We start from the raw sequence: 25,367 nt of genomic DNA, 5'->3' as shown, positions 1-25,367 counted from the left end.
GATAACAGCATAAATCGAAGATTATTATCATGAAATATAAACATTTTAAACAGGCCTTACTTTTTAAAGTGGGCTCATACTTAAAGCCCCGTAAAATAAGGAAAGTAGAGACTCAAAATTTTCCCTTAAGGAAAAATAAAAATATCCTTAAGGAAAAATATATTTTTCTTTAAGGGAAAAAATATTTCTCCTTAAAGATAATTTTGATAATCCAAGACTTGTAATATTATTTACTAAACTTAAGTAAGCACCTCCCCCACACGCCCTGAACCAACGGTCACCGGCCGAAGGGAAAGGTAAAGGGCAGAAGCTCCTAGCCCAGAGTATCACCCTGGGTATAAGAGCAATCAGCAAGACGCCCTGAAAGGGCAAAAGCTTTGTATATTCTACTGCTTCAACGAATGGTGAATTTTCGAGAGACTATACGCCAGGGAATCCAGGAACAGGAAAAGACCCAGCAGCCAATAGCCCCAGGAATCTGCATCCCACAACCATACTACACCTCCTGTCAGCAGCAGATTCAGAAGATGAACCACCAGATGCTTGCCTGCCATGAAACTCAGGCGATAGGCATAATGAAAATGACAGAAAACAAAGACTCCCATCGACTCCAGAACATAGGCTACTACAATACCTGCTCCCAAACCATCCAAACCATACCATAGATAGCCGATGATTTCACTGACGATGAGCAATAATACGCAAAAGCATTCCTGAACTAAAAATATCCGAGCCTCACCCCTAGACAAAGGTATATACTCCAGCGGCAGATAAAACGCCTTCCATAATAACCCTACTGCAGCAATCTGAGTCATACCCAAGACACCTAGAAACTGATTGTTGTATAATAATGGTATGGCTATAGGAAGCAATAGGATGATGGCAATGATGATTGGACCCATCAAGAGAATATTTATCTCTAACTGTCTGTTTACAATCAGATTACGGTTTTCCGCCTCGACCATACCACTCTCCTCACTCTTTACTGCAGAAAGACGGGGATAATAATCAGTTTCCATCACCGAAAAGATCATACCACCATACACCAACACCAGGGTAATACCGGAATTGAAAAGACCAACCACGGCAAGATCTCCCTGCTGATTGAGAAAGGCTCTTACCAGAAATTCTGCCCCACTACTCATCATTCCAGCCAAGACAAACGAGAGTCCCAGACGAACCATCGGGAAAGCTTTAACCAACTGACTCCTGGAAAAGCACAAGCGAAACGGCTTTTCCTTACGTGAAAACCAAAAGGCAAGAAACCATTGGCTTAATGCCAACAGAAAAAGTACTACGAGAATACCCTGCTCTCCGAAGCAGCCATAGATGGGTACAGAAAACAGCAAAGACAAAAGCGCTAATAAAAAAGACTGCACCGCCAATGCCTTGAGTTTACCCAATCCTTTGAGAATAGCCGTCTCGCCACCAGCCAATATGGTAAAGAAGATAGTAGGAGCCAACAAAATGAAATGCAGGGTATGGTTTCCCCACGAAAAGGTGAAGAGATTAAGCAAGGGGCCTAAAAGAGCACAAATCAAAGCACCCAGAAAAGCAGAAAGCACAGAGAGTGAACGGACCTGGGCAACAGCCTGGTCTATCCCGTTTCCGGTATCTGCCTCAGAAACCACTCTAACGCCACTGGTAGGAATACCGAGATTGGAAACAGAAGAAAGAAAATTGGAAGTAGAATTGAAAAGAGACAGCAATCCCATACCTGAAGGTCCCAGGAACATAGCGGTAAATTTATTCCTGACTACGCCAACGAGCATATTCAGCCCCTGTACTCCTCCAAACAATCCGGTATATTTCAATATATGCGAATAGCTGTTCTTTTCTGAATCCAGTCTTTCATCCATTTTCTTAGTCTTTCCCATAATACTTTAACGCAAATCCAGGAGATTTATTGCAAAAAAAAGGCCGACACCCTTAAATAAGAGTAATCGACCTTTATAGTTTTCAATCTCCAAAGAAGATTCTTTTAGAAGATTAAGCCTCAGCTGGAGCCTCCTCTGTAGCCTCAGTCTCAGCAGCAGCCTCTGCAGCAGCAGCGGCAGCAGCAGCCTTCTTCTCAGCTACCTTCTTAGCGATTGCCTCGTTCATCTTCTTCTCAGCCTCGAGCTCCTTAGCAGCAGCTTCCTTCTTAGCCTTAGCGTCGCCCTCGCGAACAGCAGAAGCCTTAGCGTCCTTGCCATTCTTCCAAGCGTCGAAACGCTTCTGAGCCTCAGCATCGTCGAATGCGCCCTTCTTAACGCCACCCTTGAGGTGCTTCATCAAGTAAACGCCCTCGCCCTTGAGGATGTTGCGAACTGTGTCTGTTGGCTGTGCACCTGTCTCTACCCAGTAGAGTGCGCGCTCGAAATTCAAATCTACAGTAGCAGGATTGGTGTTAGGGTTGAAAGTACCAATCTTCTCAGTAAATTTACCATCACGTGGTGCTCTAACGTCAGCGATTACGATGCTATAGAAAGCATAGTTCTTACGACCGCCGCGCTGCAATCTGATTTTTGTTGCCATTTTTTAAATCTAATTTTAATTTAATTATTAATGAGGTTTGAATTTTATGCTGTCATCTCGTGACAGCGGGTGCAAAGGTACTACTTTTATTTGGTACCCACAAATTTTTCTCCTATTTTATAGGCTTTTTTAGCATTTCTTTTAAGAATCAGGGCTTTATCGGATGCGATCAGCGGCTTTTACCAGCTTTTCGTCATCATTTACACCCTTATATGCCATAGCGACAAGTATCAGGCTGACGATTGGCAGACAGGCAGCAAACTCGATGCCCATCTTGCCCTGAATCTCTGGAATAGGAATGATACCCAGGAGAATCAAGACATAATCTATCACCCACAATACCTGAAGCAGCATGGTACATTTGCAGATACTCATCTGTACCTTGCGATTCTTATAAAGGAATATCGTTACCAACGATAAGATTGCTGTTACGCTGAGCAGGACAAACAGAGGGATGCAGGTGGCAGAGACAGCAAGAGCGCCCTCGCCTGTCACCACACCCAGATTGTAAACCATACTGTCTGTTCCCATTTCCTCTGGCGCTATACTGCCAATAGGAAAGAACAGAGCCAACGCACATACAATAACAGCTAAAAGCAAAAACAGGGTTTGTTTACGCTGTATCATAACTCTACCTGTCTTGTTTAGAGTTCATCCTCATCAGAAGAGTGAGCTGGCATACTTGGATCACGCCAATAAATGCTCTTCTCTATAAACTCCTCTGTAGCAATCAAAGTTGGCTTTGGCAACTTCTCATAAAAACGAGAGATCTCAATCTGCTCACGGTTCTCGAAGACCTCTTCCAGAGAATCGTTGTAAGAAGCAAACTCAGAGAGCTTCTTGCTCAAGTCCTGCTTAATCTCAAGCGAAATCTGGTTAGCTCGCTTAGCGATGATTGCAACACTCTCGTAAATGTTATGCGTATCATCACAGAGATCCATGATGTTACGAGTAACTGTGTTAACTGGTGCTTTTGATTTCTTATAATCCATAATTTATAGTACTATATATATTATTCTATCGTTTTCTACTAGTAAGCTGTGAGGGGCATTATTTGTTGTCCCCTGCGAGCTTGTCGAGTGTATCCTCAGGATGAGCCTTCTCGAAAGCCTTGCATTTCTCGATATATTTCTCGGCAGTGGCACGCTCCTTAGAATCCGGATACTCATTGATGAAACCATAGCATTCATCCTCAGCATCCTGATAGCGCTCCAGCTGCTTGCTCTCAACACTCATCTTCGCCAGTTCATACTTGCTCTTCATGATGAGTGTAGCAAATTCCTCGCGCTTGTTGCTGTAAGGATACTCCTTGAGGGCATTCTGCGCTGTAACGATGCAAGCCTCATAATTGTTGCCGCCGTTGGTGCAGTTGCCGAAGTAAGTACCCATATCGAAGTACAGGCGTGCACTCTTATACTCCTTCTCTACCAGGAGATCCTGCAAGGCAAAGAGACGGTTGGTTGCCTGAGCTTTGAGATGAGCATCCGGGAAGAGATCGAGAAACTCCTGGAAGGCTGTAATCGCAGTATAAGTAGTACTCTGGTCGAGTCGAGGCTCCGGAGCATTCTGATAGAGGCTTTCACCCACAAAGTATTTCGCCATCTCTGCATACTGTCCCTTCGGATAGCTGGCATAATATTTCTTGAAATACTCTGATGCCGTTTCGTAATCCTTCAAGCCATACTCAGACATCGCCAACATATAGAGACACTCCTCACCCTCAGTTGAGCCCTTCTTCATGGTTACAACTTCCTGCAACAGAGGAATGGCACGAGAATACTTGCCCTGTGCAAAACACTGCTTGGCATACTCGTACTTATAGGTAGGTGTTGCTGCCTTATATACCTGATTATATTCGCTCGCACAGCCAGTAAGAAGCAATGCTACACTAGCTGCGATTAGTATTGATTTCTTCATATTTTTACTTTTGTGGATGCAAAGTTACAGATAATTTGCTTATTATCAAAAGAAAAAATACATTTTTTCGCAAATAATTAATCTTTATAACGATTAATGCCGTTTTTTTTGTATTTTTGCACCCAAAAACAGAGATTATGGACTTTAAAATCACATCAGAATATCAACCGACGGGTGATCAGCCGCAAGCCATCCGACAACTCACCGAAGGCATCCAGCAGGGAGAGCCCGCACAGGTGTTGCTTGGCGTAACCGGTTCCGGCAAGACCTTCACCGTAGCAAACGTGATAGCCAACGTGGGCAAGCCGACTCTTATCCTGAGTCATAACAAGACGCTTGCCGCCCAGCTTTATCAGGAGATGAAAGGCTTCTTCCCCGATAATGCCGTGGAGTATTACGTTTCCTACTACGACTATTACCAGCCGGAGGCATATCTGCCAACCACGGATACCTATATAGAAAAAGATCTCGCCATCAATGATGAGATCGACAAGCTCCGTCTGGGTGCCGTTTCCGCTTTACTTTCAGGCAGAAAAGATGTCATCGTGGTATCTTCCGTATCATGCATCTATGGTATGGGTGGACCAGTAGCTATGCAGGAGAACATCATCAAGATTCACAGGGGACAGCAACTCGACCGAAATGAATTTCTCCGGAAACTGGTAGATGCCCTCTATGTAAGAAACGACATCGAACTGCAGCGTGGCAACTTCCGCGTAAAGGGAGAAACGGTAGATATCTTCATGGCGTACAGCGACAATGTGCTGCGAGTAACCTGGTGGGATGACGAGATAGACAGCATCGAGGAGGTAGATTCCCTCACCTATCACCGACTTGCCTCCTTCGAAGAATATGAGATTTATCCTGCCAACCTTTTTGTAACCAGCAAGGAGCAGCAGGAAATCGCCATCAGAATGATACAGGACGACCTGGTGAAGCAGGAAGAATTCTTCAAGAGCATAGGCGATGGCATCAAGGCACAGCGCATCAAGGAACGTGTGGAATACGACATGGAGATGATCAAGGAGCTGGGCCACTGCTCGGGTATCGAGAACTATTCGAGATATTTCGATGGCCGACATGAAGGAGAGCGTCCATACTGCCTGCTCGATTTCTTCCCGAAAGATTTCCTTCTGGTAGTAGATGAGAGCCATGTGAGCATTCCGCAGATCGGGGCGATGTATGGTGGCGATAGAGCCCGAAAGAAGAACCTGGTGGAATACGGTTTCCGATTGCCTGCCGCCTTCGACAACCGTCCGCTCACTTTCGAGGAATTTCACAGTATGATTCATCAGGCCATCTATGTGAGTGCCACCCCAGCCGACTATGAGTTGAGAGAATCTGAAGGTGTGGTAGTAGAACAGCTGATCCGTCCTACCGGATTGCTCGATCCGGAGATTGAAGTACGCCCAAGCGAAAACCAGATTGATGATCTGCTCGATGAGATTCTGACCAGAACCCACCGGGATGAACGTGTACTCATCACCACCCTTACCAAACGTATGGCAGAAGAGCTGACTGAGTTCCTGCTGAACCACAATGTAAAGGCTGCCTATATCCATAGCGATGTGGCAACGCTCGACCGCGTGAAGATCATGAACGATCTGCGAGCTGGTGTGTATGATGTACTGGTGGGTGTGAATCTGCTCCGCGAGGGTCTAGACTTGCCTGAGGTATCGCTTGTTGCCATCCTCGATGCAGACAAGGAGGGATTCCTGCGCAGTCACCGTTCCCTGACCCAGACCGCCGGCCGTGCTGCCAGAAACGTGAACGGCAAGGTGATTATGTATGCGGACAATATCACAGACAGCATGCAGAAGACCATTGATGAGACTGCCCGCCGACGAAGCATCCAGCTGAAATACAATGCCGACCATGGAATTACGCCAAAGCAGATTCAGAAGGCGATTACCTCTGCCCTGCCTATGGGCAAGGAAGAAGAAGCAGCTTCAGGTGCAGCCACCATCAAGAGCATCAAGAGTGCCGAGAAAGCCAAAGGCATCATGGATCATAAGAATATCAAGGGAGCCGAAGGGTCCAGACAGCGTGTCTATATCGAACCAGATAGCGCCACGATGGTTGCCGACCCTATCGTTCGCAGCATGAACAGAGAGGAACTGGAAAAGAGCATTGCCAATACCACTGCTCTGATGAAGCAAGCCGCCAAGGACCTCGACTTCATGCAGGCTGCACAATATCGTGACGAAATCATCCGATTGCAGAAAGAATTGGAAGAAAAAGGATAGAAGCAGCACGCCCTGAAAGGGCAGAAGCTCCTAGCCCAGGGCAACGCCCTGGGTTTTTTATGCCCGCAAGCCTGTCGCCCTGTAAGGGCAAAAGCTTTAAAACCAGGTGTTTAGTAAAGCTTTTGCCCTTACAGGGCGCCTTGTTGATTGCTATTATACCCAGGGCGTTGCCCTGGGCTAGGAGCTTCTGCCCTTTCAGGGCGTGTGGCGCTAACTTGCGAAAAATCAGCGATTCACTTCCCGAAATTATTCGAAGGAAAGTTTTTTCAGGCGGGTACGCAATTGCTCAGCCTCGCTCTTCCTGATAGATAACTTGATGCTGCAAGTATTGTCGAAAGTCTGATCCACGATGCGCGGATTCATCTCTTTCACTATCCTCATCACATCATTCATCATCGGATAGGTGAAATCATAGGTTACGATTTCCTCTACCTGCTGCGTTACCTCCTCGCAATGCGCCAGGGCATCTATCGCTGCTTCACGATAGGCAACAATCAATCCGCTGGTACCCAGCTTGACTCCTCCGAAATAGCGGATTACGACAATCAGGATATCCGTCAATTCCGCCTTTGTTATTTGTCCCAGTATCGGTTTTCCTGCCGTAGAAGAAGGCTCTCCATCATCATTGGCACGAAACTCCGTGCGCTCCGGACCCAACATATAGGCATAACAACAATGTCGGGCATCGTAATATTTCTTACGGTACCCGGCAACAATTTCCTTCACCTCGTCAACTGTGGTAACGTGGTGAGCAAAGGCGAGAAACTTACTCCTTTTCTCGGTGTAATATCCCTCGCCTACTGTATCTGATATAGTTTTAAACTCGTCAATCATATTTTTACATTGAACTTTGAACTGGGAACTTTGAACTTTATGATTACCCTTTTTGTTTAAAACAACAGAAAACATATCATAAAGTTCAAAGTTCAAAGCTCAAAGTTAGTCAAGTTTGTGAATAATCAATCCGCTGCGCAACTTTGGCTCAAACCAGGTTGCCTTAGGAGGCATAATCTTGCCACTGTCAGCGATGTCCATAATCTGCTGCATAGTAACTGGATGCAAGGCCAATGCCATCTTCATCTCGCCACTATCTACACGACGCTTCAACTCGCCGAGTCCGCGAAGACCGCCCACGAAGTCGATACGCTTATCAGAACGCAAATCCTTGATGCCCAGAATATCATCCAAAATCAGACGGGAAGAGATATCTACATCGAGCACGCCGATAGGATCCTCATCATCATAGGTTCCTGGCTTGGCAAATAAGCCATACCACTTACCGTCGAGATACACGAGGAAAGAATGAAGAGCGGCAGGCTTCAGGATATCCAAGCCAAACTGCTCGATTGCTTCATCAATGGCAATCTTCTCATAGCATGGGATACCCTCCTCATCGCCTGATACATTCACATTAATCGCATCAATCTCAATAACTTCGAAGTTCTTGGTAAGAGCATCGAGGAACTGTTCTGATGTCAGACCATTCAGATCCTTTACAACACGGTTGTAATCAAGAATGGTAAGCTGGCTAGCCTGGAAGCAGACAGCCATAAAATAGTTGTATTCCTCCTTACCTGTATGGTTAGGATTCTGCTTCGCCTTCTCTGCGCCTACCAATGCTGCAGCAGCAGAACGGTGATGACCATCGGCGATATAGAGGCTAGGCATCTTGGCAAATTCAGCGGTGATGGTTTCGATATCCATATCATCGCTGACTATCCAGAACTGATGACGGAAGCCATCGATCGGAGCGATGAAATCATACTCCGGTGCTGTAGCAGCATAACGCATCAGAATCTCATTGAGCACCGGATTATCAGGATAAGCAAAGAAGACAGGTTCGATGTTTGCATTGCAGACACGAACGTGCTTCATACGGTCCTCTTCCTTATCACGGCGGGTAAGCTCATGCTTCTTGATGACACCCGTCATATAATCATTTACGTATGCACCCACAACAAGACCATACTGTGTCTTGCCATTCATAGTCTGTGCGTAGATATAATACTGTTCTTTATCATCCTGCTTCAACCAGCCGTTCTCCTGGAACTTCCTGAAGTTCTCTGCAGCACTTTCATAAACACGAGGGTCGTACTCTGAGGTACCCGGCTCGAAATTGATTTCAGGTTTAATGATATGATAAAGGCTTTTCTCGTTATCGCCAGCCTCGGCACGAGCTTCCTCAGAATCGAGGACATCGTATGGACGAGACTCAACTTGCTCTACTAAATCTTTTGGAGGGCGAATGCCCTTGAAAGGTTTTACTATTGCCATAATGTTATAATTTACTTTGAACTTTGAATTTTGAACTTTGAACTTTATGATTAGCTTTATTGATGCTTGGTAGATTTTACAATTTTAATCAAAACAGCTTGTAGATGTTCACAATCATCAGATATAGAATCATAAGCTTCTTTATTAATGTATTCTGCATCATATAATAAATCCAACCAATAACTACTTTCAGATGCTTCTTTTAATGAAATATTCATTTTAGAAGAGAAATCCGGACGAGATTGCGCATTCTTAGCTTCATGTACATTGGCTCCAATGCTAGTACCACTTCGTAACAGCTGCTTAGAAATAATAAATTCATGTTTTTGTTCAGTAAGAAACTTATATAACTTAACTATTCGTAAAGCGAAAGCCTTAGATAAAACATAAATATCATTCTCTACGATTTTTCTTTCTAACATAACCAAAAACCACAAAACTTTGAGACTCGAACAAAAACTATACGATTATCAGTAATCATAAAGTTCAAAGTTCAAATCTCAAAGTTCAATGTTATTATTACTTATTTACCTGGAACTTGGTGCAGCCATCTGCAAAGAATGCATTGATCTGCTTGGCAGCTGCGATACCAGCATTGATGTTAGCCTCGGCTGTCTGCGCACCCATCTTCTTAGGGGTTGAGAAGTAGCGGCCCTCGAACTTGGCGAAGTCTGCATCAGCATCTGGCTTGATGTCGGTGATGAACTTCAAATCCTCACGCTCAGCAAGAAGCTTCAGGAGCTCAGGCTCATTGATGACCTCCTTACGGGCTGTATTGATAAGAATACCACCCTTAGGCAACTGGTTCACTGTCTTGTAATCGATACTCTTGATAGTCTCTGGAGTAGCAGGGATATGAAGAGATACGATATCGCAAGTCTGGAACAACTCATCCTGAGACTTCACGGCATGAACACCTGCAGCCTCGATGACATCTGCAGGGCAGAAGGCATCATAAGCAGACACATTCATGCCGAAGCCCTTGGCGATGCGAGCTACATTGCGACCCACGTTACCAAATGCCAGGATACCCAACTTCTTACCCTTCAGCTCACAGCCAGCCTTGCCATTGTAGAAATTACGGACGGCAAATACCAGCAAGCCGAATACCAACTCGGCTACAGCGTTAGAATTCTGACCAGGAGTATTCTCAGCTACTACGTTGTGAGCAGTAGCAGCAGCCAGGTCGATATTATCATAACCAGCACCGGCGCGAACGATGATCTTGAGGTTCTTGGCAGTGTCGAGCACCTCGGCATCAGCCTTGTCAGAACGGATAATCATCGCATCCACATCCTTCACGGCATCGAGAAGCTGAGCCTTCTCTGTATATTTTTCGAGCAGTACCAACTCGTTGCCTGCTCCCTCTATTTCTTTCTTAATGCCCTCAACAGCAGCTGCTGCGAATGGCTTTTCTGTTGCAACTAATACTTTCATATTGCGATTTTACTTGGAACTTTGAGCTTTGAACTTTGAACTTTATGATTTGCTTTTTCAATATTTCCAGATTACACATAGATATATAATCTTTGGAGTAATCATAAAGTTCAAAGTTCAATGTTCAAAGTTCAATGTTAATACTTAGCTTCAAAATCCTGCATAGCCTTGACGAGTGCCTGAACACCCTCCATGGTCTGTGCATTGTAGCAGCTGGCACGGAAACCACCTACAGAACGGTGACCCTTGACACCAACCATGCCACGCTCTGTAGCGAAATCAAGGAATGGCTTCTCCAGCTCCTTGTACTCATCGTTCATCACGAAGCAGATGTTCATCAATGAGCGGGATGCCTCTTCCACGGTACCCTTGAAGAGCTTGTTGCGGTCAATCTCTGCATAGAGGACCTCTGCACGCTCGTGAGCTCGCTTGTCAGCAGCCTCTACACCACCATTTGCCTTCAACCAGCGGAGGTTCTCCATCAAAGTATAGATAGGAACTACAGGAGGAGTATTGAACATACTACCCTTCTCTACGTGAGTACGATAGTCGAGCATGGTAGGAATCTCGCGAGGAGCCTTGCCGAGCATATCATCCTTGACGATGATAACGGTAACACCAGCCATAGAGAGGTTCTTCTGGGCACCAGCATAGATGGCGGTGTACTTGGAAACATCCACAGGACGGCTCATGATATCTGATGACATATCAGAAACCAAAGGCACGTTCACGTCTGGATCTACACGGAGTTCGGTACCATATATTGTATTGTTGCTTGTGAGATGCAAATAATCACAATCGGCTGGCACAACGTTAGGAACCTGAGGATAGAAAGTGTAATTGGCGTCGGACGATGATGCGATCTCCACGACCTCACCAAAATGCTTTGCCTCTTTCATTGCCTTCTTAGCCCAAGTACCAGAATTAATGTAGGCAGCCTTCTTGATGAGGAAGTTGGCAGGAATCTGCATGAACTGCAACGACGCACCGCCACCAAGGAAGATTACGGAGTAACCCTCAGGAATGTCAAGAAGCTCCTTGAAAAGGGAGACAGCCTCATCAACAACTGGCTGGAAATCCTTAGCACGGTGGCTGATTTCCATCAATGAAAGACCTGAACCATTAAAATCCAAAATCTGCTTTGCTGTGTTCTCAATCACTTCACGTGGAAGCATTGATGGACCTGCGTTAAAATTGTACTTCTTCATCTTGTTTAATTATTTTAGTTTTCTGACTATGCTATTCCTGTTAGCAGGAACAGTATAAGCGCAATCCACCCATTTAGGCAACTGAGCAACCCTAATGTATGGATTTACGGATGCGAAATTACATATTTTATTTGAATCTACCAAATTTTCCTGCACATTTTTAGCGATTTGGGCAAAAATCTTTCATTTTGTCAGTGCTTTTAACATATTTATCGCATATTTATGCCATAAATATCAATTTATAACAAGAAAAGCCTCCTCTGGATATAATTTCCAAGAAGAGGCTTTTATCTACATTAGAATCATCGCACTTCTTCTACGATGGTCTTTACGCCCTTAATTTTCTCACCCTTTACATTGTTGAGCACACTTCTCAACTTTGGTCGGGCTATCGCTGCATAGGCATAGCGGTCGTTGACATCAATCTTTCCGATTTCAGACGAATTCAATCCGCCCTTCTTGCAAAGGAAGCCCAGGATATCGCCCTTGCTGATCTTATCCTTCTTTCCCTTACCTATATATATGGTAGCCATTTTTGGCTTTGCAGGCATCGGCAACTCCTCTACGGCAGGAATCTCGTAATCCTCTACCTCTGCATCAACATATTCCGGAATGTGCTCCTCAGGCCCCAACAGGAAGAAAGCTCTGCCCTGCGCCTCCCATCTTGCAGTACGACCCACACGATGGATATAGCCATCTTCGCTTTCCGGCATGTGGTAATGGATGATGTTATCTATGTCTGGGATATCGAGACCACGTGATGCGAGATCGGTGCTCACCAGGATATTGGCACTGCCGTTGCTGAAACGATAGAGGGAAGCCTCGCGCTCCTTCTGCTCCAGACCGCCATGGAAGAAAGAGGTAGAGAAGCCCTGCTCCACCAGATACTTATTGGTACGCTCTACGCTATCACGATAGTTCAGGAAGACGATGGTGCTCTGGTCGCCCAAACTGCGGAGCAACATACCCAGACTCTCCAGCTTATCCTTCACCGGACTTTCCACCTTATATATATGTACACGTTCAGGCACCTGCTCCTCGTCCATTCGATAATCTATCTTCTCTACTCTGCCCATGTGTACGAAACGAGGAATCTCCTCAGCCTCGGTAGCAGAAAGCAGGAAGTGACGGCGCAAGCCTGGAAGCGATTTCACCAGACGGCTCATCTCATCCTGGAAACCCATTTCCAGACATTTATCAAATTCGTCGATTACCAGATATCTGATACGGTAACGGTTCAGATTACCCTTATCGAGATGATCGGTCAGACGGCCTGGAGTTCCGAAGACTATCTGTGGACGCACCTGCTTCATCACACGATGCTCATCCATTGTCGCACGACCTCCATAACAAGCCATGGCACGAAGTCCGCTACCCATATTCTTGAGCACGGTGGCAGACTGCAGCGCCAGCTCTCTACCCGGAGTCACCACGATAGCCTGCGGCTCGTCGTCGCCGGCATCAATGAGTTGCGAGAGCGGCAGGAGATAAGCCAGCGTCTTACCACTACCCGTAGGCGAAAGCACTACCACATCGCTATCGGTGTGCAGCACGGCCTGCATCGCATCCTGCTGCATATCGTTGAGTTCGATACCCAACTTATCTAAAATTCTATCTATCATTGTCTTTTTTTATTGAAAGAAATCTTTTATATATCGAGAAAAATCTCTTATTTCAGTAAGAAGATTACCTTTTCTTCATGATTTTATCTATTTCATCAAACTCCTTACCCATATTCAGGTTCAGATAGATGGTATAGAGCGGAAAAGCCCACTTGGATTGCTCATCAGGCTGGAGCTTTCTGTATTTTACCAGATAAGGGAGTGCCTTCCTGTAATTGGCATCCACCTGTTCACGCACCTTTCTCGAAGTCTGCGAACTCTTATCCTGCTCCACTGCCATATTGAAGTAACAGATGCCTGCATTATAATATGGATCGGCAAGTTCCTCATTCACGGAGATAGCCTTATCGCTTACCTTGATACACTCCTGGAGCTTGCTCTGTTCGAAGAGGATGTTGCTCTTGGCAACAAGATACGTATCACTGTCTGGCACAATGGTGAGCGCCTTATCTACTACTGCCATCGCAGAATCCAGCTGATTGATATCTACATAAAACTCCACGAGTCGTGGGAAGAAATATGGGAAGGTAGGCACCCGTTCGAATCCTTCCTTGAGCGATGCCAGATAGCGCGCTGTATCCTTCTCCAGATAATAGGTTTCAGCAAGATACTGCAACATATAGTTGTAATGCACGGTATCTTTCAGCGCTACATAAGAATGATGCAGCGTTGCCTTGGGATCCTTCATCTTATAGCCGGAATATACGGCATAATAGGCAGCCAGAGGCAGATGCTTATCCTTCAGACTGTAATCGTACGACTGGAACAGCGGCTGGTTGGCACAATCTATATAACGGTCGAAGAACTTATAGGAATCGGCATACTGCTTCTTGCCGAGGAACCACAGTCCACCGTTTAAGAGATTGGTGCGGATATGAGAAAGATAATCAGCATGCTGCTTACGGAATTCAATTTCCACCTTTCCCTTTTTATTAGGAACCATCTCTACAGAATCAAACTGCTGCGCAATCTCAAAGAGCTGTCGGGTGAAATTGAAGAGCTGGGCAGTATCATACTTCTGCTTGAGATAGAGTTTTTCGTTACCCTGCTCGTATTGCTTACGTACGGCATCGAAGTAGAGGTTCCAGATTTTCTTGTTGTTCTGATTGGCAGAATCAGCCAGAAGTTTCTGCATGCTTGCCTGCGCCTGAGGCAGGTTCTTGCCCGACTTCACCTGATCCTTCGCCAATTGTATTTCCTTCTTCTGGGCAAAGCCCGCTGATGGTACAAGAAGGAGCATCCACAATAGGACACTCGCCAAGTTGCGGAAAAAGGGATATCCCCATTTACTTCTATATCCCGATATTTTATGTCTCAATCTATTATTTATTTCCATAATCATAATAGTACCAATATGTGTTGCTGTATGTATCGCGGAGAACAGACTGGCGTTCTACCGGATTGCTATATTTACGCTCCATCGACTGATAATCGGAAAAATCGGCATCCATCACGTTGTCGTGAAACTCTACGATAGGATGCGTCCGAAGATGACAATAGAGCAAAATTGCCTCTTTGTAATGAGTTGGCAGCTTGGTCAATTCGTGATACTTAACCAGCTTGCGGACAAATTCATCGAGCTTCTTGTCGAGCAGGAGCGCACAAAGCTCGTACTCCTTCGAGAGGCGATACTTCAGACGATGTTTCTTCATCCAGGGCGATGTTCCATACATCCACACTGGAGCCTGCCACATCAATGCCTTGACGGACGTGCCATTGATATACATCGATTGGCTGCCGCCTACCAATGGATAGGAGAAAAGACGACTGCCCAGCTCGCCCGTTCTGTAAAGACAGGCTATACGGAGCATCGTAAGCGACGAATCGGTCTGCAGGGATTTCTCTCCAACCTCTAAAGCTTTTTCATACTGTTTTTCTTTCATCAGATGTTCCATCTTCATTCTTTCGTGAAAGAGGCGATCATTGTTGGTGATGAAGATAACTGCCAGCATCATCACGACAAGCTGGGAGATGTTCACCCATGAGTAACGCGAGAACCAACCGAAGCTATGTGGCTCCTGCTCAAGAGGTTCCAACTGTCTGACCACCCACATCACGCCAGCCCAGCCCAGCAGACTGAAAGGCAGGACAAGCCACCACCAGCCCAGCGACACACTGGTATCTACATGGGTAGGCACATCGGCAATCAGGGCCAGCAAAAGAAATGAAGGGAAATAAGTAAGTCCGTGGAAGCGGCGCTTCACCCGGGTCACCGCGTATGCTCCCAACTGCAGCAGAAAGCATACAAAGGTAACAAGCAGCGGTGCAAGCGTATAGAAATAATCTGTCTTACCTTCTGATAAGACATGCTGCGCCACGGCTAGAATATCTGCCTGGTAACAAGCCAGGAATGTATAAGCAAAAACTAAAAAAATGATAGCACAGGCGAAGCGCATCTTCGCCGTGCTATTCCTTTTATGATCCATATATCTATGTTTAATTTTTCTTGAGCACCAGTGCCGAACGGGCTGGCAAATAGAGCTTCAACCACTCCTTGCGATCGTTCACATACACAGGGTCATAGTTGGTGAGGTGGGTCATCTCGTCATCGTTCAAACCGTTGCCCCCAAACGCCTTGTTGTCGGTATCGAGTACCACACTATAGGCACCGGTAGGTACCAGGAAGCCATAGTCGGTAAACGAGCGGGTTGGCGAGAAGTTGAAGACGAAGAGCAGGTCGCCTCTCATATAAGCGAGTACCTGATCGCCATCATTGTGCCAGATTTCGACAACTGGTGTCTTGTTAAAGTTCTTTTCACTCTTAATTGTCTTGAGCATCTCCTTGTCGAAGTCGCCGAGATAGTGATAGCAGAGATCCTTGTTATCTACCAGATTCCACTGTCTGCGAGCATACTTGTAGCTCCATCCGTTACCCTCGCGAGGGAAATCAATCCACTCTGGATGGCCGAACTCATTACCCATGAAGTTCAGGTAGCCGCCATTGATGGTAGAAGCAGTAGCCAGACGGATCATCTTGTGCAAGGCAATGCCTCGGTGAACCATACCGTTCTCATCACCCTTCTTGAAGTGCCAGTACATATCAGCATCTATCAGGCGGAAGATGATGGTCTTGTCGCCTACCAGTGCCTGGTCGTGGCTCTCGCAGTAAGAGATAGTCTTCTCGTCTGCACGACGGTTCTTGATTTCCCAGAAGATGCTGGATGGCTTCCAGTCTTCATCCTTCAGCTCCTTGATGGTCTTGATCCAGTAGTCTGGAATATTCATCGCCATACGATAGTCGAAGCCATAGCCTCCATCGGCAAACTTGGCTGCCAATCCAGGCATACCGCTCACCTCTTCGGCTATGGTGATGGCATTCTTGTTCACCTCGTGAATCAGACAGTTGGCAAGGGTAAGATAGCAGATAGCGTTATCATCCTCATGACCATTGAAGTAGTCACCGTAATTGCAGAACGCCTCTCCCAGACCGTGGCTATAGTAGAGCATGGAGGTTACACCATCAAAGCGGAAACCATCGAAGTGGTATTCGCTGAGCCAGTACTTGCAGTTGCTCAGGAGGAAGTGCATCACCTCATCCTTACCATAGTCGAAGCAGAGACTGTCCCAAGCTGGATGCTCATGTCTGTCGCCAGGATAGAAGTACTGGTTACGATCACCGGCAAGATTGCCGAGACCTTCCATCTCGTTCTTCACTGCATGAGAGTGAACGATATCCATAATGACAGCTATGCCATTCTGATGGGCTGTATCGATGAGATCCTTAAGCTCCTCAGGGGTTCCGAAACGGCTGCTGGCTGCAAAGAAGCTGCTTACGTGATAGCCGAAGGATCCATAATAAGGATGCTCCTGGATTGCCATGATCTGGATGCAGTTGTAACCATCCTCAATGATACGTGGCAGCACCTTCTCCTTAAACTCAGTGTAGGTACCAACCTTCTCTGCATCCTGTCCCATTCCGATATGGCACTCATAGATGAGCAGCGGAGTGGTGTTAGGTCTGAAGGTCTTCTTCTTCCACTTGTAAGGCTCAGGGCACCATACCTGCGCAGAGAAAATCTTGGTCTGCTCATCCTGAACCACACGGTTAGCCCATGCAGGGATACGCTCGCCTTCTCCACCTTCCCAGTGCACCTTCATCTTGAAGAGATCACCGTGCTTCATTGCCTTTTCCGAGAGTTTCAACTCCCAGTTGCCGGTGCCCTTGATACGCTTAGCACGATACTTAGGGCTTTCCTGCCAGCCGTTGAAATCGCCGATGAGATAGATATCTGTAGCATTTGGCGCCCACTCGCGGAACACCCATCCCTTCTCCGTCTTATGCAATCCGAAGTAGTCGTATCCGTTGGCGAAATCGCTGAGCGAAATCTTGCCGTTACGGGTAAGCTGGTTGAGCTTCCAGAGCGCATGCTCATGTCTTCCTACGATAGCAGGCTCAAAGTCTGCCAGATATGGATCGTTCTTCACGAGTCCGATATGTTTTGGGGCAGCAGCCTTCACGGTTTTCTTGGTAGCGCACTTGGCGGTTGCCTTGCAGGTAGCCTTCTTGGCTGTTGTCTTCTTTGCTGTAGTATTTTTAGCTGAAGTTTTCTTTTCTGTTGCCATATATCATGATTTTAGATGGTTCTACTATTTGATTAAGGTTTTTAAGCCTTTACCTTGAAGATAGCCTTATGGATATCACCCTTGCCGATGCATGGCTGATGACCGTCCTGCGGGAAGAAGATAGCAAACTGGCCTGGCTTGCAGGTTACCAGTGTCTGAGCCTTCACACCAGGATATAAGGTGCAATCCTTAGCCTCGTTGTATTCCACTTCCGGGAGATCCTTCACTGGAGAATATCCATAGGTTTCCTCTGTATTCATAGGAATCTGAATATCAATCATCTGACGATGTGCTTCGATGGTAGCTTCTTCCTCGGTCTTGCCGTGAGCTACAGCGATATTCACAAAGAGTTCATCACCCTGGATAGGATGCTTACCGGTCTCCAACTTAGTGAGATCATTCTCGTTGATAAACTTCACTACTTCTGCGAAGAGTGAATTAAGAGAAACATATTTCTCCAAATTGTCTAATGTATCAATTACCATAGTATATTAAATTTTGTGATTGATTTCTACTTTTTTAAGTTTATATTTCAGAGAGGAACAGATGCTGATGCATATTAAAATCCTAAAGATTCAATCTTGCCGGAAGTTTAATCCTCAAATCGCTTTCCGTTCTCATATACACCCTTGGCAGTAACCTGACCATTGCAGTCTTTCTCTACGAATCTGCCATCGCGTGCATCCTTCTTATAGTTGCCCTCGAAGCGCTTGCCGTCCTTGTTTTCCTCGATACAGAAGCCCTCACGCTTACCATTGTGATAGACACCCTTGAAGCGGTTGCCGTTGGCGTAATGTATCACCACGTTGCCGTCCACATATCCCTTCTTGAACTCGCCTTCAAAGATGTCGCCGTTCTTCTTGGTCAACTTTCCCCTACCGTTCTGCAGGTCGTCTTTCCAGCTGCCAACATAGATGTCGCCATTCTTCCATACGAAAGTACCCTGTCCGGAACGCTGGCCATCCACAAACTGTCCGGTGTATTTCGAACCGCTGGCTGAGCGGAAAATTCCTTCACCGGTACGTTCACCCTGCGAATAATCACCTTCATAGATATCACCGTTATGGAATTTGTAGATACCCTTACCGTCCTGGATATCATCCTTCCAGTCACCAATATAGGTATCACCGTCAGCATATTTAAAGGTACCCTTGCCTGAGCGCTGGTTATCTACCCACTGTCCATCATAGGTGGTTCCATCTCCCCAGTCAAAGAATCCATTTCCATTCTTCATGTCGTTCATCCACTGGCCTTTGTATTTGGCACCGTTGGAATAGGTGTAGGTACCTTTTCCCTGTCGCTTATCCTTATACCAGTCGCCGTCATACTTATCACCATTGTAATAGTACATCACGCCATGTCCGTGCTGGAAATCGCGGAACCAGAGTCCTACATACTTATTATTGTTCTGGAAGTAATAGGTACCCTTGCCGTGCTGCTGGTCCTGCAGCCACTGTCCTTCGTATCTCTCGCCATCCGAGAAAGTATATACGCCATATCCGCTGCGCTTTCCCTTGACGTAGGCACCCTCGTAAGTATCACCATTCTTATATATGGTAGATCCCTTGCCCTGTGGTTTGCCGCTTACCATCTCTCCCTTATACTGACCGCCATCACGGGTGATGCAGCTACCGAGCGAGATTTTCTGCGCCGACATGGCAAGAGGCGAACATGCCAGCATCATCGCCAGCATCATCTGCTTACCTGTAAGCAAAAACGTGCTTACAGAAAAATATCTTATAGAATTGTTTTTCTTATCATTCATGTCGTTTATCATCATTTTGATTTCAATAAGAACCGGTATTACAACCGTTTCCGAGCCACATGATTGCGAGTCCAGAGCGGAGTTTGACCGATTCCGAACCGATATATTCGATTCACTCCCCAAAAGTAACGCTTTTTCGGCAAACAGCCAAATAGATTAAGCAAATTTAAGGGAAAAAGAATAAAAATAAGATTTCTAGAAAAAAAGTTCTTTCGGATACAATAAAACGGGAAATCAGCCGTTATTAGGGCAAATAAATGATAATACCATCCAACTAATCAAAAAATAAAAATAAGTATGATATTAAACTGCGCCATCATAGATGAAGATCCTGAGGCTTTGGCTTTGCTGAAGCATTATGTTGAAGAAACACCATCCCTCAATCTTATCGGTGCGTACCACAACGCCATCGAAGCTGTAGATGGAATCCACCACAGCCATCTTGACATTCTGTTTCTTGCCATCCACATGCAACAGATCAGCGGACTTGAGTTTGCCAAGCTCGTGCCGATGAACGTGAAGATTATCTTCACCACCGCATTCAAGGAGTATGCCATCGAAGCATACAAGGTGAACGCCTTCGACTATCTGGTCAAGCCTATCCTATACGAAGACTTCATGCAGACCTGTCAGAAGGTATTCGACCATTATATGCAGGACGACGCCTACAACCCTATAAAGCGCGATGGCTTTGTAGTGGTGAAGAACGAAAGCAAATACACCCGAATTCCTTTCGAGAACATACTCTTTATCGAGAGCGTGAAAGATTACGTGAAGTTCCACATGGCGGACGGACGCAACATCATGACCCTGGGCAACCTGAAACGCCTGGAAGAGAAACTTCCGCGCCAGAAATTCAGAAGAGTGCACCGCTCTTTCATTGCCAATCTAACTAATTTTGACTACATCCAGAACATGAAGGTAGTCTATGGCAAACTGGCGGTGCCTATCTCTGACACAAACAGGGATGATGTGGTGAAATTCGTAGAAGAACACGGAATCAACTAACAGATCTGCAGTGGGGATGTAACAAATATTCTAGCATCATGTGCGATAAGGAATTCGAGATCGCGGAATCCCCAAAGTACACTGATGCAAGGCATTCCGCTGTTCTTGGCGGTCATGACATCTACATCACTGTCGCCGATATAGACAGCGCTTTCCCTATCGGCATTCATCTGACGCAAAGCCTCATTTACAGTATCCGGGGCTGGCTTTTTCTGAATATCCTCACGCTCACCTATAGCCACATCTACCAAGTCGCCAAAGAAATGGCGACAGAGGGCTTGGGTGGCAGCATAAAACTTATTGCTCACCACGGCAATATTCTTGCCTCTATCCTTCAACTCCTGTAACATTTCCATCACGCCCGGATAAGGCTGCGTGGTATCAAGATTATGCATCATATAGTGCTTGCGGAAATCGGCAAACACCTGTTCAAACTTCTCATTTTCCAAACCATCCGGTATGGCACGTTCCATCAGTTTCTTGACACCGTTTCCAACAAAGCGGCGCACCTCATCTACGCTTCGCTCAGGAAAGCCATTCGTCTTGAGAGCATAATTGCAGCTCGCAGCCAAATCGCCCAGGGTAGAAAGCAAGGTACCATCCAAGTCGAAGATATAGGTATCGAAATTAAACTGAGCATGAGGCGGCATCTTCTTCACACGAAATTCACCGCCATGAAGGATACAGACATCCTTGGAATAAAGTCGGATTTCATCCGAACCGCTAACCGCATAGCGGTTGGCTTTCTGCTCCTCATCATGGCCATAGGCGATACCTGTTCCCATGGTGCGATTCTCACCAAACTCCCATCTCTTGAACTGATGGGTCCTGGCATCCACAACCACATATTTATACTCCAGCGGAGCCTCCAAAGCCTGTACGTTGACGGAGAGCACCCAACTGGTTCCACCCTGATGAATCATCGGAAGATAATGGTCGGTATTCCAGTCGCCCAAAGTTGGATGATTACCCAGCAGTGCCACAGCCTCACCCTCGTGAAGCTGAGGAGCAGAAACCTTGAAGATCACGGTCTGCTCGAACAGAGGTAGCTTGGCTGCCTCATCACCCGTCCAGACTACCGGAGCCGTATAGTTGATGAAACCGCCCAGCAGCTCATTCTCATCATCCAGCCAGAAGTCGGACAGGATATAGTTTCTGTTCGCCTCATACACATAGGCTCTAGGAGAAGCAACAGATTCCCTGCGCACCACATTTCCCTCGGCATCTACCACCTTATAATAATAGGCTACAGCCACAAAGGGATGATGACGGTTTTCCAAAGTTTGGGTTTCAGCCATCCAATGATAACCATCTACTGTGTTCATCGCCAGATCTACCACCTTCCACTTTCCGTCACGTGCGAAGAAGGTGATATCGGCATGCAAAGACTCCCCCCACTCTGCCTTGTATGATATTGTAAATTTCATTCTCATATCATCTATCGTTTTAATATGTCAATATTCCTCAGTTTCAATGATGCAAAGGTAATGAAATTCTTCATACCACGGATAAAGAATCAGCGAATTAACCTATTTTAATTGACTACGCTTTGCTATTTGGCATTTTTACTGTACTTTTGCACCAAAATGTTTCAAGAAGAACAGATCAAGTTCAAAGACGAACAGAAATATTTCAAGAAGAAAAGAAAATGTTTTAAGTAGATAAAGAAAATGAAGAAAAAGAAAACAACTTCTAAGTTTTACCTCTATGGCGCCATCGGCTGCATCGCCGTCATTGCCATCGTAGGTTATCTCTACTGCTTCTCATCATTCTCGAAAAGCAGCGAAACCAAGTATGTGTATATCGACGCCGATGACAACATCGACTCCGTATATAATAAGGTGCAGCCTATCGCCAAGAGCATCCCGATGCAGGCGTTCCGCACCCTCACCCTTCATTCAGGCTATGCTGACCACATCCGCACCGGTAGATACGCCATCCATCCTGGAGACGGAGCACTCAAGGTCTGGCGTCACATGAAGAACGGTTTGCAGGAACCAGTCAACCTCACCATACCTTCCGTACGCACCATCGACAAGCTCGCCGTGGAGCTGAGCAAGAAACTGATGCTCGACAGCACAGAAATCAAGAAGGCACTCACAGATGAGGCGGTTTGCGAGAAGATGGGCTACGATACAGCCACCATCGCCTGCATGTTTATCCCTAACACCTACGATATCTATTGGAATGTATCCATCGAGAAATTCCTGGAACGCATGAAGAAAGAGAGCGACAAGTTCTGGAACTTTGAACGCACGGAGAAGGCCAAGACGATGAAGCTCACTCCTAACCAGGTAATTACACTTGCCAGTATCGTGGATGAGGAAACTGCCAACAACGGCGAAAAACCGATGATTGCAGGTATGTACTACAACCGACTGATGCTGCGCAATGCAGAGTATCCGGAAGGTATGCCACTGCAGGCTGACCCAACCATCAAGTTCGCCTGGAAGCGTTTCGAATTGAAGCGTATCTACAACAACCTCCTGTACATCAAGAGCCCATACAATACCTACAAGAATCCAGGTCTTCCTCCTGGCCCAATCCGCATTCCATCGGTTGCCGGCATTGATGCCGTGCTCAACCATGTAAAGCACGAGTATCTCTATATGTGCGCCAAGGAGGATTTCAGCGGCACCCACAATTTTGCCCGCACCTATCAGGAACACCTGCAGAATGCTGCAAAATATTCCAAGGCACTCAACGAAAGAGGAATCAAGTAAACGATATATCAGAAAACTTGCAAAATGTCTGTCATTTTGCAAGTTTTCTGTTTTTTATTTGGTAGTCTCCCTAAATTGTTGTAAATTTGCAGCATTAAACTTTCCATATAAAATAATTTATTACATGAACAGAACGATTATTACAGTAGTGGGCAAGGATACAAAAGGTATCATCGCCAGAGTTTGTACCTATTTGGCAGAGAAGGACGTCAATATCTTGGATATCTCTCAGACCATCGTACAGGAGTACTTCAACATGATGATGATTGTTGATATGGGTAAGATGAATGCATCTTTCGAGACTGTTGCCGACGAACTCGCTGATCTTGGCAAGAGCATTGGTGTTCAGGTAAAATGCCAGCGTGAGGAAATCTTCAACATGATGCACCGCATCTAAGTTTATCACTTTTAAAAGCAATAGAAGGAATATGATCAATATATCTGAGGTTATCGAAACCAACAAGATGATTGAGCAGGAGAACTTCGACGTGCGCACCATCACCATGGGTATCAACCTCCTGGACTGTGCCACTTCAGATCTCGACCAGCTCTGTCAGAACATTTATAATAAGATTACCCGCCTCGCCAAGGATTTGGTGAAGACCGGTGAGGACATCTCTAAAGAGTATGGTGTGCCTATCGTAAACAAGCGCATCTCTATCACTCCTATCGCACTCGTAGGTGGTTCTGCCTGCAAGACTACCGATGACTATGTGAAGATTGCCAAGACTCTCGACAAATGTGCCAAGGAATTGGGTGTCAACTTCCTCGGTGGATACTCTGCCATCGTAAGCAAGGGTATGAGCAAGAGCGATGAGCTTCTCATCCGTTCTATCCCTCAGGCTATGGCCCAGACCGATTTCATCTGCAGCTCTGTAAACGTAGGTTCTACCAAGACCGGTATCAATATGGATGCCGTACGCCTGCTGGGCGAAATCATCAAGGATACAGCCGAGGCTACCAAGGATAACGGTTCTTTGGGTTGCGCTAAGCTCGTTGTTCTCTGCAATGCTCCTGATGATAACCCATTCATGGCTGGTGCCTTCCATGGCGTTTCTGAGGCAGACGCTGTTGTCAGCGTAGGTGTCAGCGGTCCTGGTGTGGTAAAATATGCTTTGGAGCAGGTGAAGGGCGAAAGCTTCGAGGTTCTCTGCGAGACTATCAAGCGAACAGCTTTCAAGATTACACGTGTAGGTCAGCTGGTTGCTAAGGAGGCATCACGCCGCCTGAACATACCATTCGGTATCATCGACCTTTCATTGGCTCCTACTCCAGCCATCGGCGACAGCGTAGCTGATATTCTGGAGTTGATCGGTTTGGAGCGTGCTGGTGCTCCAGGTACAACCGCAGCACTCGCACTTTTGAACGACCAGGTTAAGAAGGGCGGTATCATGGCTTCTTCTTATGTTGGCGGTTTGAGTGGTGCCTTCATCCCTGTTTCTGAAGACCAGGGTATGATCAATGCCGTAGAGGCAGGTGCACTTACCATCGAGAAGTTGGAGGCAATGACTTGCGTTTGCTCTGTAGGTTTGGATATGATTGCCATCCCTGGCGATACAGCAGCTACCACTATCTCCGGTGTCATTGCCGATGAGGCTGCCATTGGTATGGTAAACCAGAAGACTACTGCCGTCCGCATCATCCCTGTTGTGGGTATGAAGGTGGGAGATACTGTAGATTTCGGTGGTTTGTTGGGTTATGCTCCAATCATGCCGGTTAATCAGTTCAGCTGCTCTGATTTCGTAAATCGCGTAGGTCGCATTCCTGCTCCTATCCACAGCTTTAAGAATTAAGACATTTAATAAAACTCTCCATATCGTTTGGGGGGAGGCATCAGTCTATTATGACTGCTTGCCTCCCCCCCCTTCTTTTGTGGAAAATAGATTATCGTACAACTACTTTACCTATCACTTGCAGCTAACTCTCCTATCACTTATAGCTACTTTTCCTATCACTTATAGCTGCCTCTCCTATCACTTGCAGCTAATTCTCCTATCACTTGCAGCTGCCTCTCCTATCACTTACAGCTAATTCTCCTATCACTTACAGCTAATTCTCCTATCACTTACAGCTAATTCTCCTATCAC

The 25,367-nt window shown here is 46.1% G+C and carries 22 protein-coding genes and 1 pseudogene; 5 read left to right on the top strand and 18 right to left on the bottom strand.

Going from position 1 to position 25,367, the window contains the following annotated elements:
* Positions 1-386: 386 nt before the first annotated feature.
* The 5 genes from AAAT87_RS12135 to AAAT87_RS12115 all read right to left on the bottom strand — a co-directional run bounded on the left by AAAT87_RS12135 (position 387) and on the right by AAAT87_RS12115 (position 4,434).
* On the bottom strand, positions 387-1,877 hold the full coding sequence (locus AAAT87_RS12135) for an MATE family efflux transporter (RefSeq protein ID WP_349226552.1): 1,491 nt from the start codon (positions 1,875-1,877) through the stop codon (positions 387-389).
* 112 nt (positions 1,878-1,989) lie between these two features.
* On the bottom strand, positions 1,990-2,517 hold the full coding sequence (locus tag AAAT87_RS12130) for a 30S ribosomal protein S16 (protein WP_089543364.1): 528 nt from the start codon (positions 2,515-2,517) through the stop codon (positions 1,990-1,992).
* Between the two features lie 156 nt (positions 2,518-2,673).
* The gene (locus AAAT87_RS12125; RefSeq protein WP_295023258.1) at positions 2,674-3,144 is read right to left on the bottom strand and encodes a DUF4293 domain-containing protein; all 471 of its coding nucleotides are present in this window, start codon (positions 3,142-3,144) and stop codon (positions 2,674-2,676) included.
* 17 nt (positions 3,145-3,161) lie between these two features.
* Positions 3,162-3,509: a DNA-directed RNA polymerase subunit omega gene (locus tag AAAT87_RS12120; protein ID WP_295023256.1), complete on the bottom strand. Its 348-nt coding sequence runs from the start codon at positions 3,507-3,509 to the stop codon at positions 3,162-3,164.
* Between the two features lie 58 nt (positions 3,510-3,567).
* Positions 3,568-4,434, bottom strand: a complete 867-nt coding sequence (locus tag AAAT87_RS12115; protein WP_295023254.1) for an outer membrane protein assembly factor BamD — start codon at positions 4,432-4,434, stop codon at positions 3,568-3,570.
* Between the two features lie 137 nt (positions 4,435-4,571).
* Between AAAT87_RS12115 and uvrB the strand changes: the two genes are divergently transcribed.
* On the top strand, positions 4,572-6,680 hold the full coding sequence (gene uvrB / locus AAAT87_RS12110; RefSeq protein ID WP_349226551.1) for an excinuclease ABC subunit UvrB: 2,109 nt from the start codon (positions 4,572-4,574) through the stop codon (positions 6,678-6,680).
* 246 nt (positions 6,681-6,926) lie between these two features.
* Here uvrB and AAAT87_RS12105 read toward each other — a convergent pair whose 3' ends face one another.
* From AAAT87_RS12105 to AAAT87_RS12055, 11 genes are all read right to left on the bottom strand, one after another.
* Positions 6,927-7,514, bottom strand: a complete 588-nt coding sequence (locus tag AAAT87_RS12105; RefSeq protein ID WP_089543369.1) for an IMPACT family protein — start codon at positions 7,512-7,514, stop codon at positions 6,927-6,929.
* 105 nt (positions 7,515-7,619) lie between these two features.
* On the bottom strand, positions 7,620-8,954 hold the full coding sequence (locus AAAT87_RS12100; protein WP_298530914.1) for a DUF1015 domain-containing protein: 1,335 nt from the start codon (positions 8,952-8,954) through the stop codon (positions 7,620-7,622).
* Positions 8,955-9,010: 56 nt separating this feature from the next.
* Positions 9,011-9,376 (bottom strand): four helix bundle protein, encoded by a 366-nt coding sequence (locus AAAT87_RS12095; protein WP_295023246.1) that lies wholly within the window; start codon positions 9,374-9,376, stop codon positions 9,011-9,013.
* Positions 9,377-9,473: 97 nt separating this feature from the next.
* Positions 9,474-10,391 carry an NAD(P)-dependent oxidoreductase gene (locus tag AAAT87_RS12090; RefSeq protein ID WP_295023244.1) on the bottom strand — a complete coding sequence of 306 codons (918 nt, stop codon included), beginning with the start codon at positions 10,389-10,391 and terminating at the stop codon, positions 9,474-9,476.
* 137 nt (positions 10,392-10,528) lie between these two features.
* On the bottom strand, positions 10,529-11,599 hold the full coding sequence (gene serC / locus AAAT87_RS12085; RefSeq protein ID WP_295023243.1) for a 3-phosphoserine/phosphohydroxythreonine transaminase: 1,071 nt from the start codon (positions 11,597-11,599) through the stop codon (positions 10,529-10,531).
* Positions 11,600-11,901: 302 nt separating this feature from the next.
* Positions 11,902-13,221 carry a DEAD/DEAH box helicase gene (locus AAAT87_RS12080; protein WP_349226550.1) on the bottom strand — a complete coding sequence of 440 codons (1,320 nt, stop codon included), beginning with the start codon at positions 13,219-13,221 and terminating at the stop codon, positions 11,902-11,904.
* Between the two features lie 64 nt (positions 13,222-13,285).
* The gene (locus AAAT87_RS12075; RefSeq protein WP_349226549.1) at positions 13,286-14,557 is read right to left on the bottom strand and encodes a tetratricopeptide repeat protein; all 1,272 of its coding nucleotides are present in this window, start codon (positions 14,555-14,557) and stop codon (positions 13,286-13,288) included.
* Complete coding sequence (locus AAAT87_RS12070; protein ID WP_296971377.1) at positions 14,544-15,647, bottom strand: DUF6057 family protein; 1,104 nt, start codon at positions 15,645-15,647, stop codon at positions 14,544-14,546. Before AAAT87_RS12070 ends, AAAT87_RS12075 begins: the two co-directional genes overlap by 14 nt.
* Positions 15,648-15,657: 10 nt before the next feature.
* The gene (locus tag AAAT87_RS12065) at positions 15,658-17,784 is read right to left on the bottom strand and encodes an alpha amylase C-terminal domain-containing protein (RefSeq protein WP_295023235.1); all 2,127 of its coding nucleotides are present in this window, start codon (positions 17,782-17,784) and stop codon (positions 15,658-15,660) included.
* A 41-nt stretch (positions 17,785-17,825) separates the two neighbouring features.
* The gene (locus tag AAAT87_RS12060; protein WP_295023233.1) at positions 17,826-18,269 is read right to left on the bottom strand and encodes a NanQ anomerase/TabA/YiaL family protein; all 444 of its coding nucleotides are present in this window, start codon (positions 18,267-18,269) and stop codon (positions 17,826-17,828) included.
* A gap of 107 nt (positions 18,270-18,376) precedes the next feature.
* Entirely contained in the window at positions 18,377-19,480 is a 1,104-nt protein-coding gene (locus tag AAAT87_RS12055; RefSeq protein WP_296971442.1) for a phosphatidylinositol-4-phosphate 5-kinase, read from the bottom strand.
* Between the two features lie 366 nt (positions 19,481-19,846).
* Between AAAT87_RS12055 and AAAT87_RS12050 the strand changes: the two genes are divergently transcribed.
* Complete coding sequence (locus AAAT87_RS12050; protein WP_295023231.1) at positions 19,847-20,557, top strand: LytR/AlgR family response regulator transcription factor; 711 nt, start codon at positions 19,847-19,849, stop codon at positions 20,555-20,557.
* Here AAAT87_RS12050 and AAAT87_RS12045 read toward each other — a convergent pair.
* Together AAAT87_RS12045 and AAAT87_RS12040 are read right to left on the bottom strand one after the other, a co-directional pair.
* Entirely contained in the window at positions 20,554-21,207 is a 654-nt protein-coding gene (locus AAAT87_RS12045) for an HAD family hydrolase (RefSeq protein WP_228112869.1), read from the bottom strand. The two genes, AAAT87_RS12050 and AAAT87_RS12045, sit on opposite strands and share 4 nt — an antisense overlap.
* 138 nt (positions 21,208-21,345) lie before the next feature.
* Positions 21,346-21,855 (bottom strand): annotated as a pseudogene (locus AAAT87_RS12040) (carbohydrate-binding module family 20 domain-containing protein); the annotation flags it as partial.
* 372 nt (positions 21,856-22,227) lie between these two features.
* Here AAAT87_RS12040 and mltG point away from each other — a divergent pair.
* The 3 genes from mltG (at position 22,228) to AAAT87_RS12025 (ending at position 25,073) form a co-directional block, all read left to right on the top strand.
* Positions 22,228-23,280, top strand: a complete 1,053-nt coding sequence (gene mltG / locus AAAT87_RS12035; RefSeq protein ID WP_153090198.1) for an endolytic transglycosylase MltG — start codon at positions 22,228-22,230, stop codon at positions 23,278-23,280.
* Positions 23,281-23,404: 124 nt separating this feature from the next.
* Positions 23,405-23,677 (top strand): ACT domain-containing protein, encoded by a 273-nt coding sequence (locus AAAT87_RS12030; RefSeq protein WP_153096513.1) that lies wholly within the window; start codon positions 23,405-23,407, stop codon positions 23,675-23,677.
* 31 nt (positions 23,678-23,708) lie between these two features.
* Positions 23,709-25,073, top strand: a complete 1,365-nt coding sequence (locus tag AAAT87_RS12025; RefSeq protein WP_295023227.1) for a PFL family protein — start codon at positions 23,709-23,711, stop codon at positions 25,071-25,073.
* Positions 25,074-25,367 lie beyond the last annotated feature (294 nt).

Source organism: Segatella sinensis (assembly GCF_040095255.1).
In the GTDB taxonomy this organism is placed as follows: Bacteria; Bacteroidota; Bacteroidia; order Bacteroidales; family Bacteroidaceae; genus Prevotella; species Prevotella sinensis.
This window is presented reverse-complemented; position numbering and strand designations above follow the sequence as displayed.

Bases quoted from the DNA above. Each gene is read 5' to 3' on its own strand.
- AAAT87_RS12135 (WP_349226552.1), bottom strand. From the start codon at position 1,877: ATGGGAAAGACTAAGAAAATGGATGAAAGACTGGATTCAGAAAAGAAC.
- AAAT87_RS12130 (WP_089543364.1), bottom strand. From the start codon at position 2,517: ATGGCAACAAAAATCAGATTGCAGCGCGGCGGTCGTAAGAACTATGCT.
- AAAT87_RS12125 (WP_295023258.1), bottom strand. From the start codon at position 3,144: ATGATACAGCGTAAACAAACCCTGTTTTTGCTTTTAGCTGTTATTGTA.
- AAAT87_RS12120 (WP_295023256.1), bottom strand. From the start codon at position 3,509: ATGGATTATAAGAAATCAAAAGCACCAGTTAACACAGTTACTCGTAAC.
- AAAT87_RS12115 (WP_295023254.1), bottom strand. From the start codon at position 4,434: ATGAAGAAATCAATACTAATCGCAGCTAGTGTAGCATTGCTTCTTACT.
- uvrB (WP_349226551.1), top strand. From the start codon at position 4,572: ATGGACTTTAAAATCACATCAGAATATCAACCGACGGGTGATCAGCCG.
- AAAT87_RS12105 (WP_089543369.1), bottom strand. From the start codon at position 7,514: ATGATTGACGAGTTTAAAACTATATCAGATACAGTAGGCGAGGGATAT.
- AAAT87_RS12100 (WP_298530914.1), bottom strand. From the start codon at position 8,954: ATGGCAATAGTAAAACCTTTCAAGGGCATTCGCCCTCCAAAAGATTTA.
- AAAT87_RS12095 (WP_295023246.1), bottom strand. From the start codon at position 9,376: ATGTTAGAAAGAAAAATCGTAGAGAATGATATTTATGTTTTATCTAAG.
- AAAT87_RS12090 (WP_295023244.1), bottom strand. From the start codon at position 10,391: ATGAAAGTATTAGTTGCAACAGAAAAGCCATTCGCAGCAGCTGCTGTT.
- serC (WP_295023243.1), bottom strand. From the start codon at position 11,599: ATGAAGAAGTACAATTTTAACGCAGGTCCATCAATGCTTCCACGTGAA.
- AAAT87_RS12080 (WP_349226550.1), bottom strand. From the start codon at position 13,221: ATGATAGATAGAATTTTAGATAAGTTGGGTATCGAACTCAACGATATG.
- AAAT87_RS12075 (WP_349226549.1), bottom strand. From the start codon at position 14,557: ATGGAAATAAATAATAGATTGAGACATAAAATATCGGGATATAGAAGT.
- AAAT87_RS12070 (WP_296971377.1), bottom strand. From the start codon at position 15,647: ATGGATCATAAAAGGAATAGCACGGCGAAGATGCGCTTCGCCTGTGCT.
- AAAT87_RS12065 (WP_295023235.1), bottom strand. From the start codon at position 17,784: ATGGCAACAGAAAAGAAAACTTCAGCTAAAAATACTACAGCAAAGAAG.
- AAAT87_RS12060 (WP_295023233.1), bottom strand. From the start codon at position 18,269: ATGGTAATTGATACATTAGACAATTTGGAGAAATATGTTTCTCTTAAT.
- AAAT87_RS12055 (WP_296971442.1), bottom strand. From the start codon at position 19,480: ATGATGCTGGCGATGATGCTGGCATGTTCGCCTCTTGCCATGTCGGCG.
- AAAT87_RS12050 (WP_295023231.1), top strand. From the start codon at position 19,847: ATGATATTAAACTGCGCCATCATAGATGAAGATCCTGAGGCTTTGGCT.
- AAAT87_RS12045 (WP_228112869.1), bottom strand. From the start codon at position 21,207: ATGCCGCCTCATGCTCAGTTTAATTTCGATACCTATATCTTCGACTTG.
- mltG (WP_153090198.1), top strand. From the start codon at position 22,228: ATGAAGAAAAAGAAAACAACTTCTAAGTTTTACCTCTATGGCGCCATC.
- AAAT87_RS12030 (WP_153096513.1), top strand. From the start codon at position 23,405: ATGAACAGAACGATTATTACAGTAGTGGGCAAGGATACAAAAGGTATC.
- AAAT87_RS12025 (WP_295023227.1), top strand. From the start codon at position 23,709: ATGATCAATATATCTGAGGTTATCGAAACCAACAAGATGATTGAGCAG.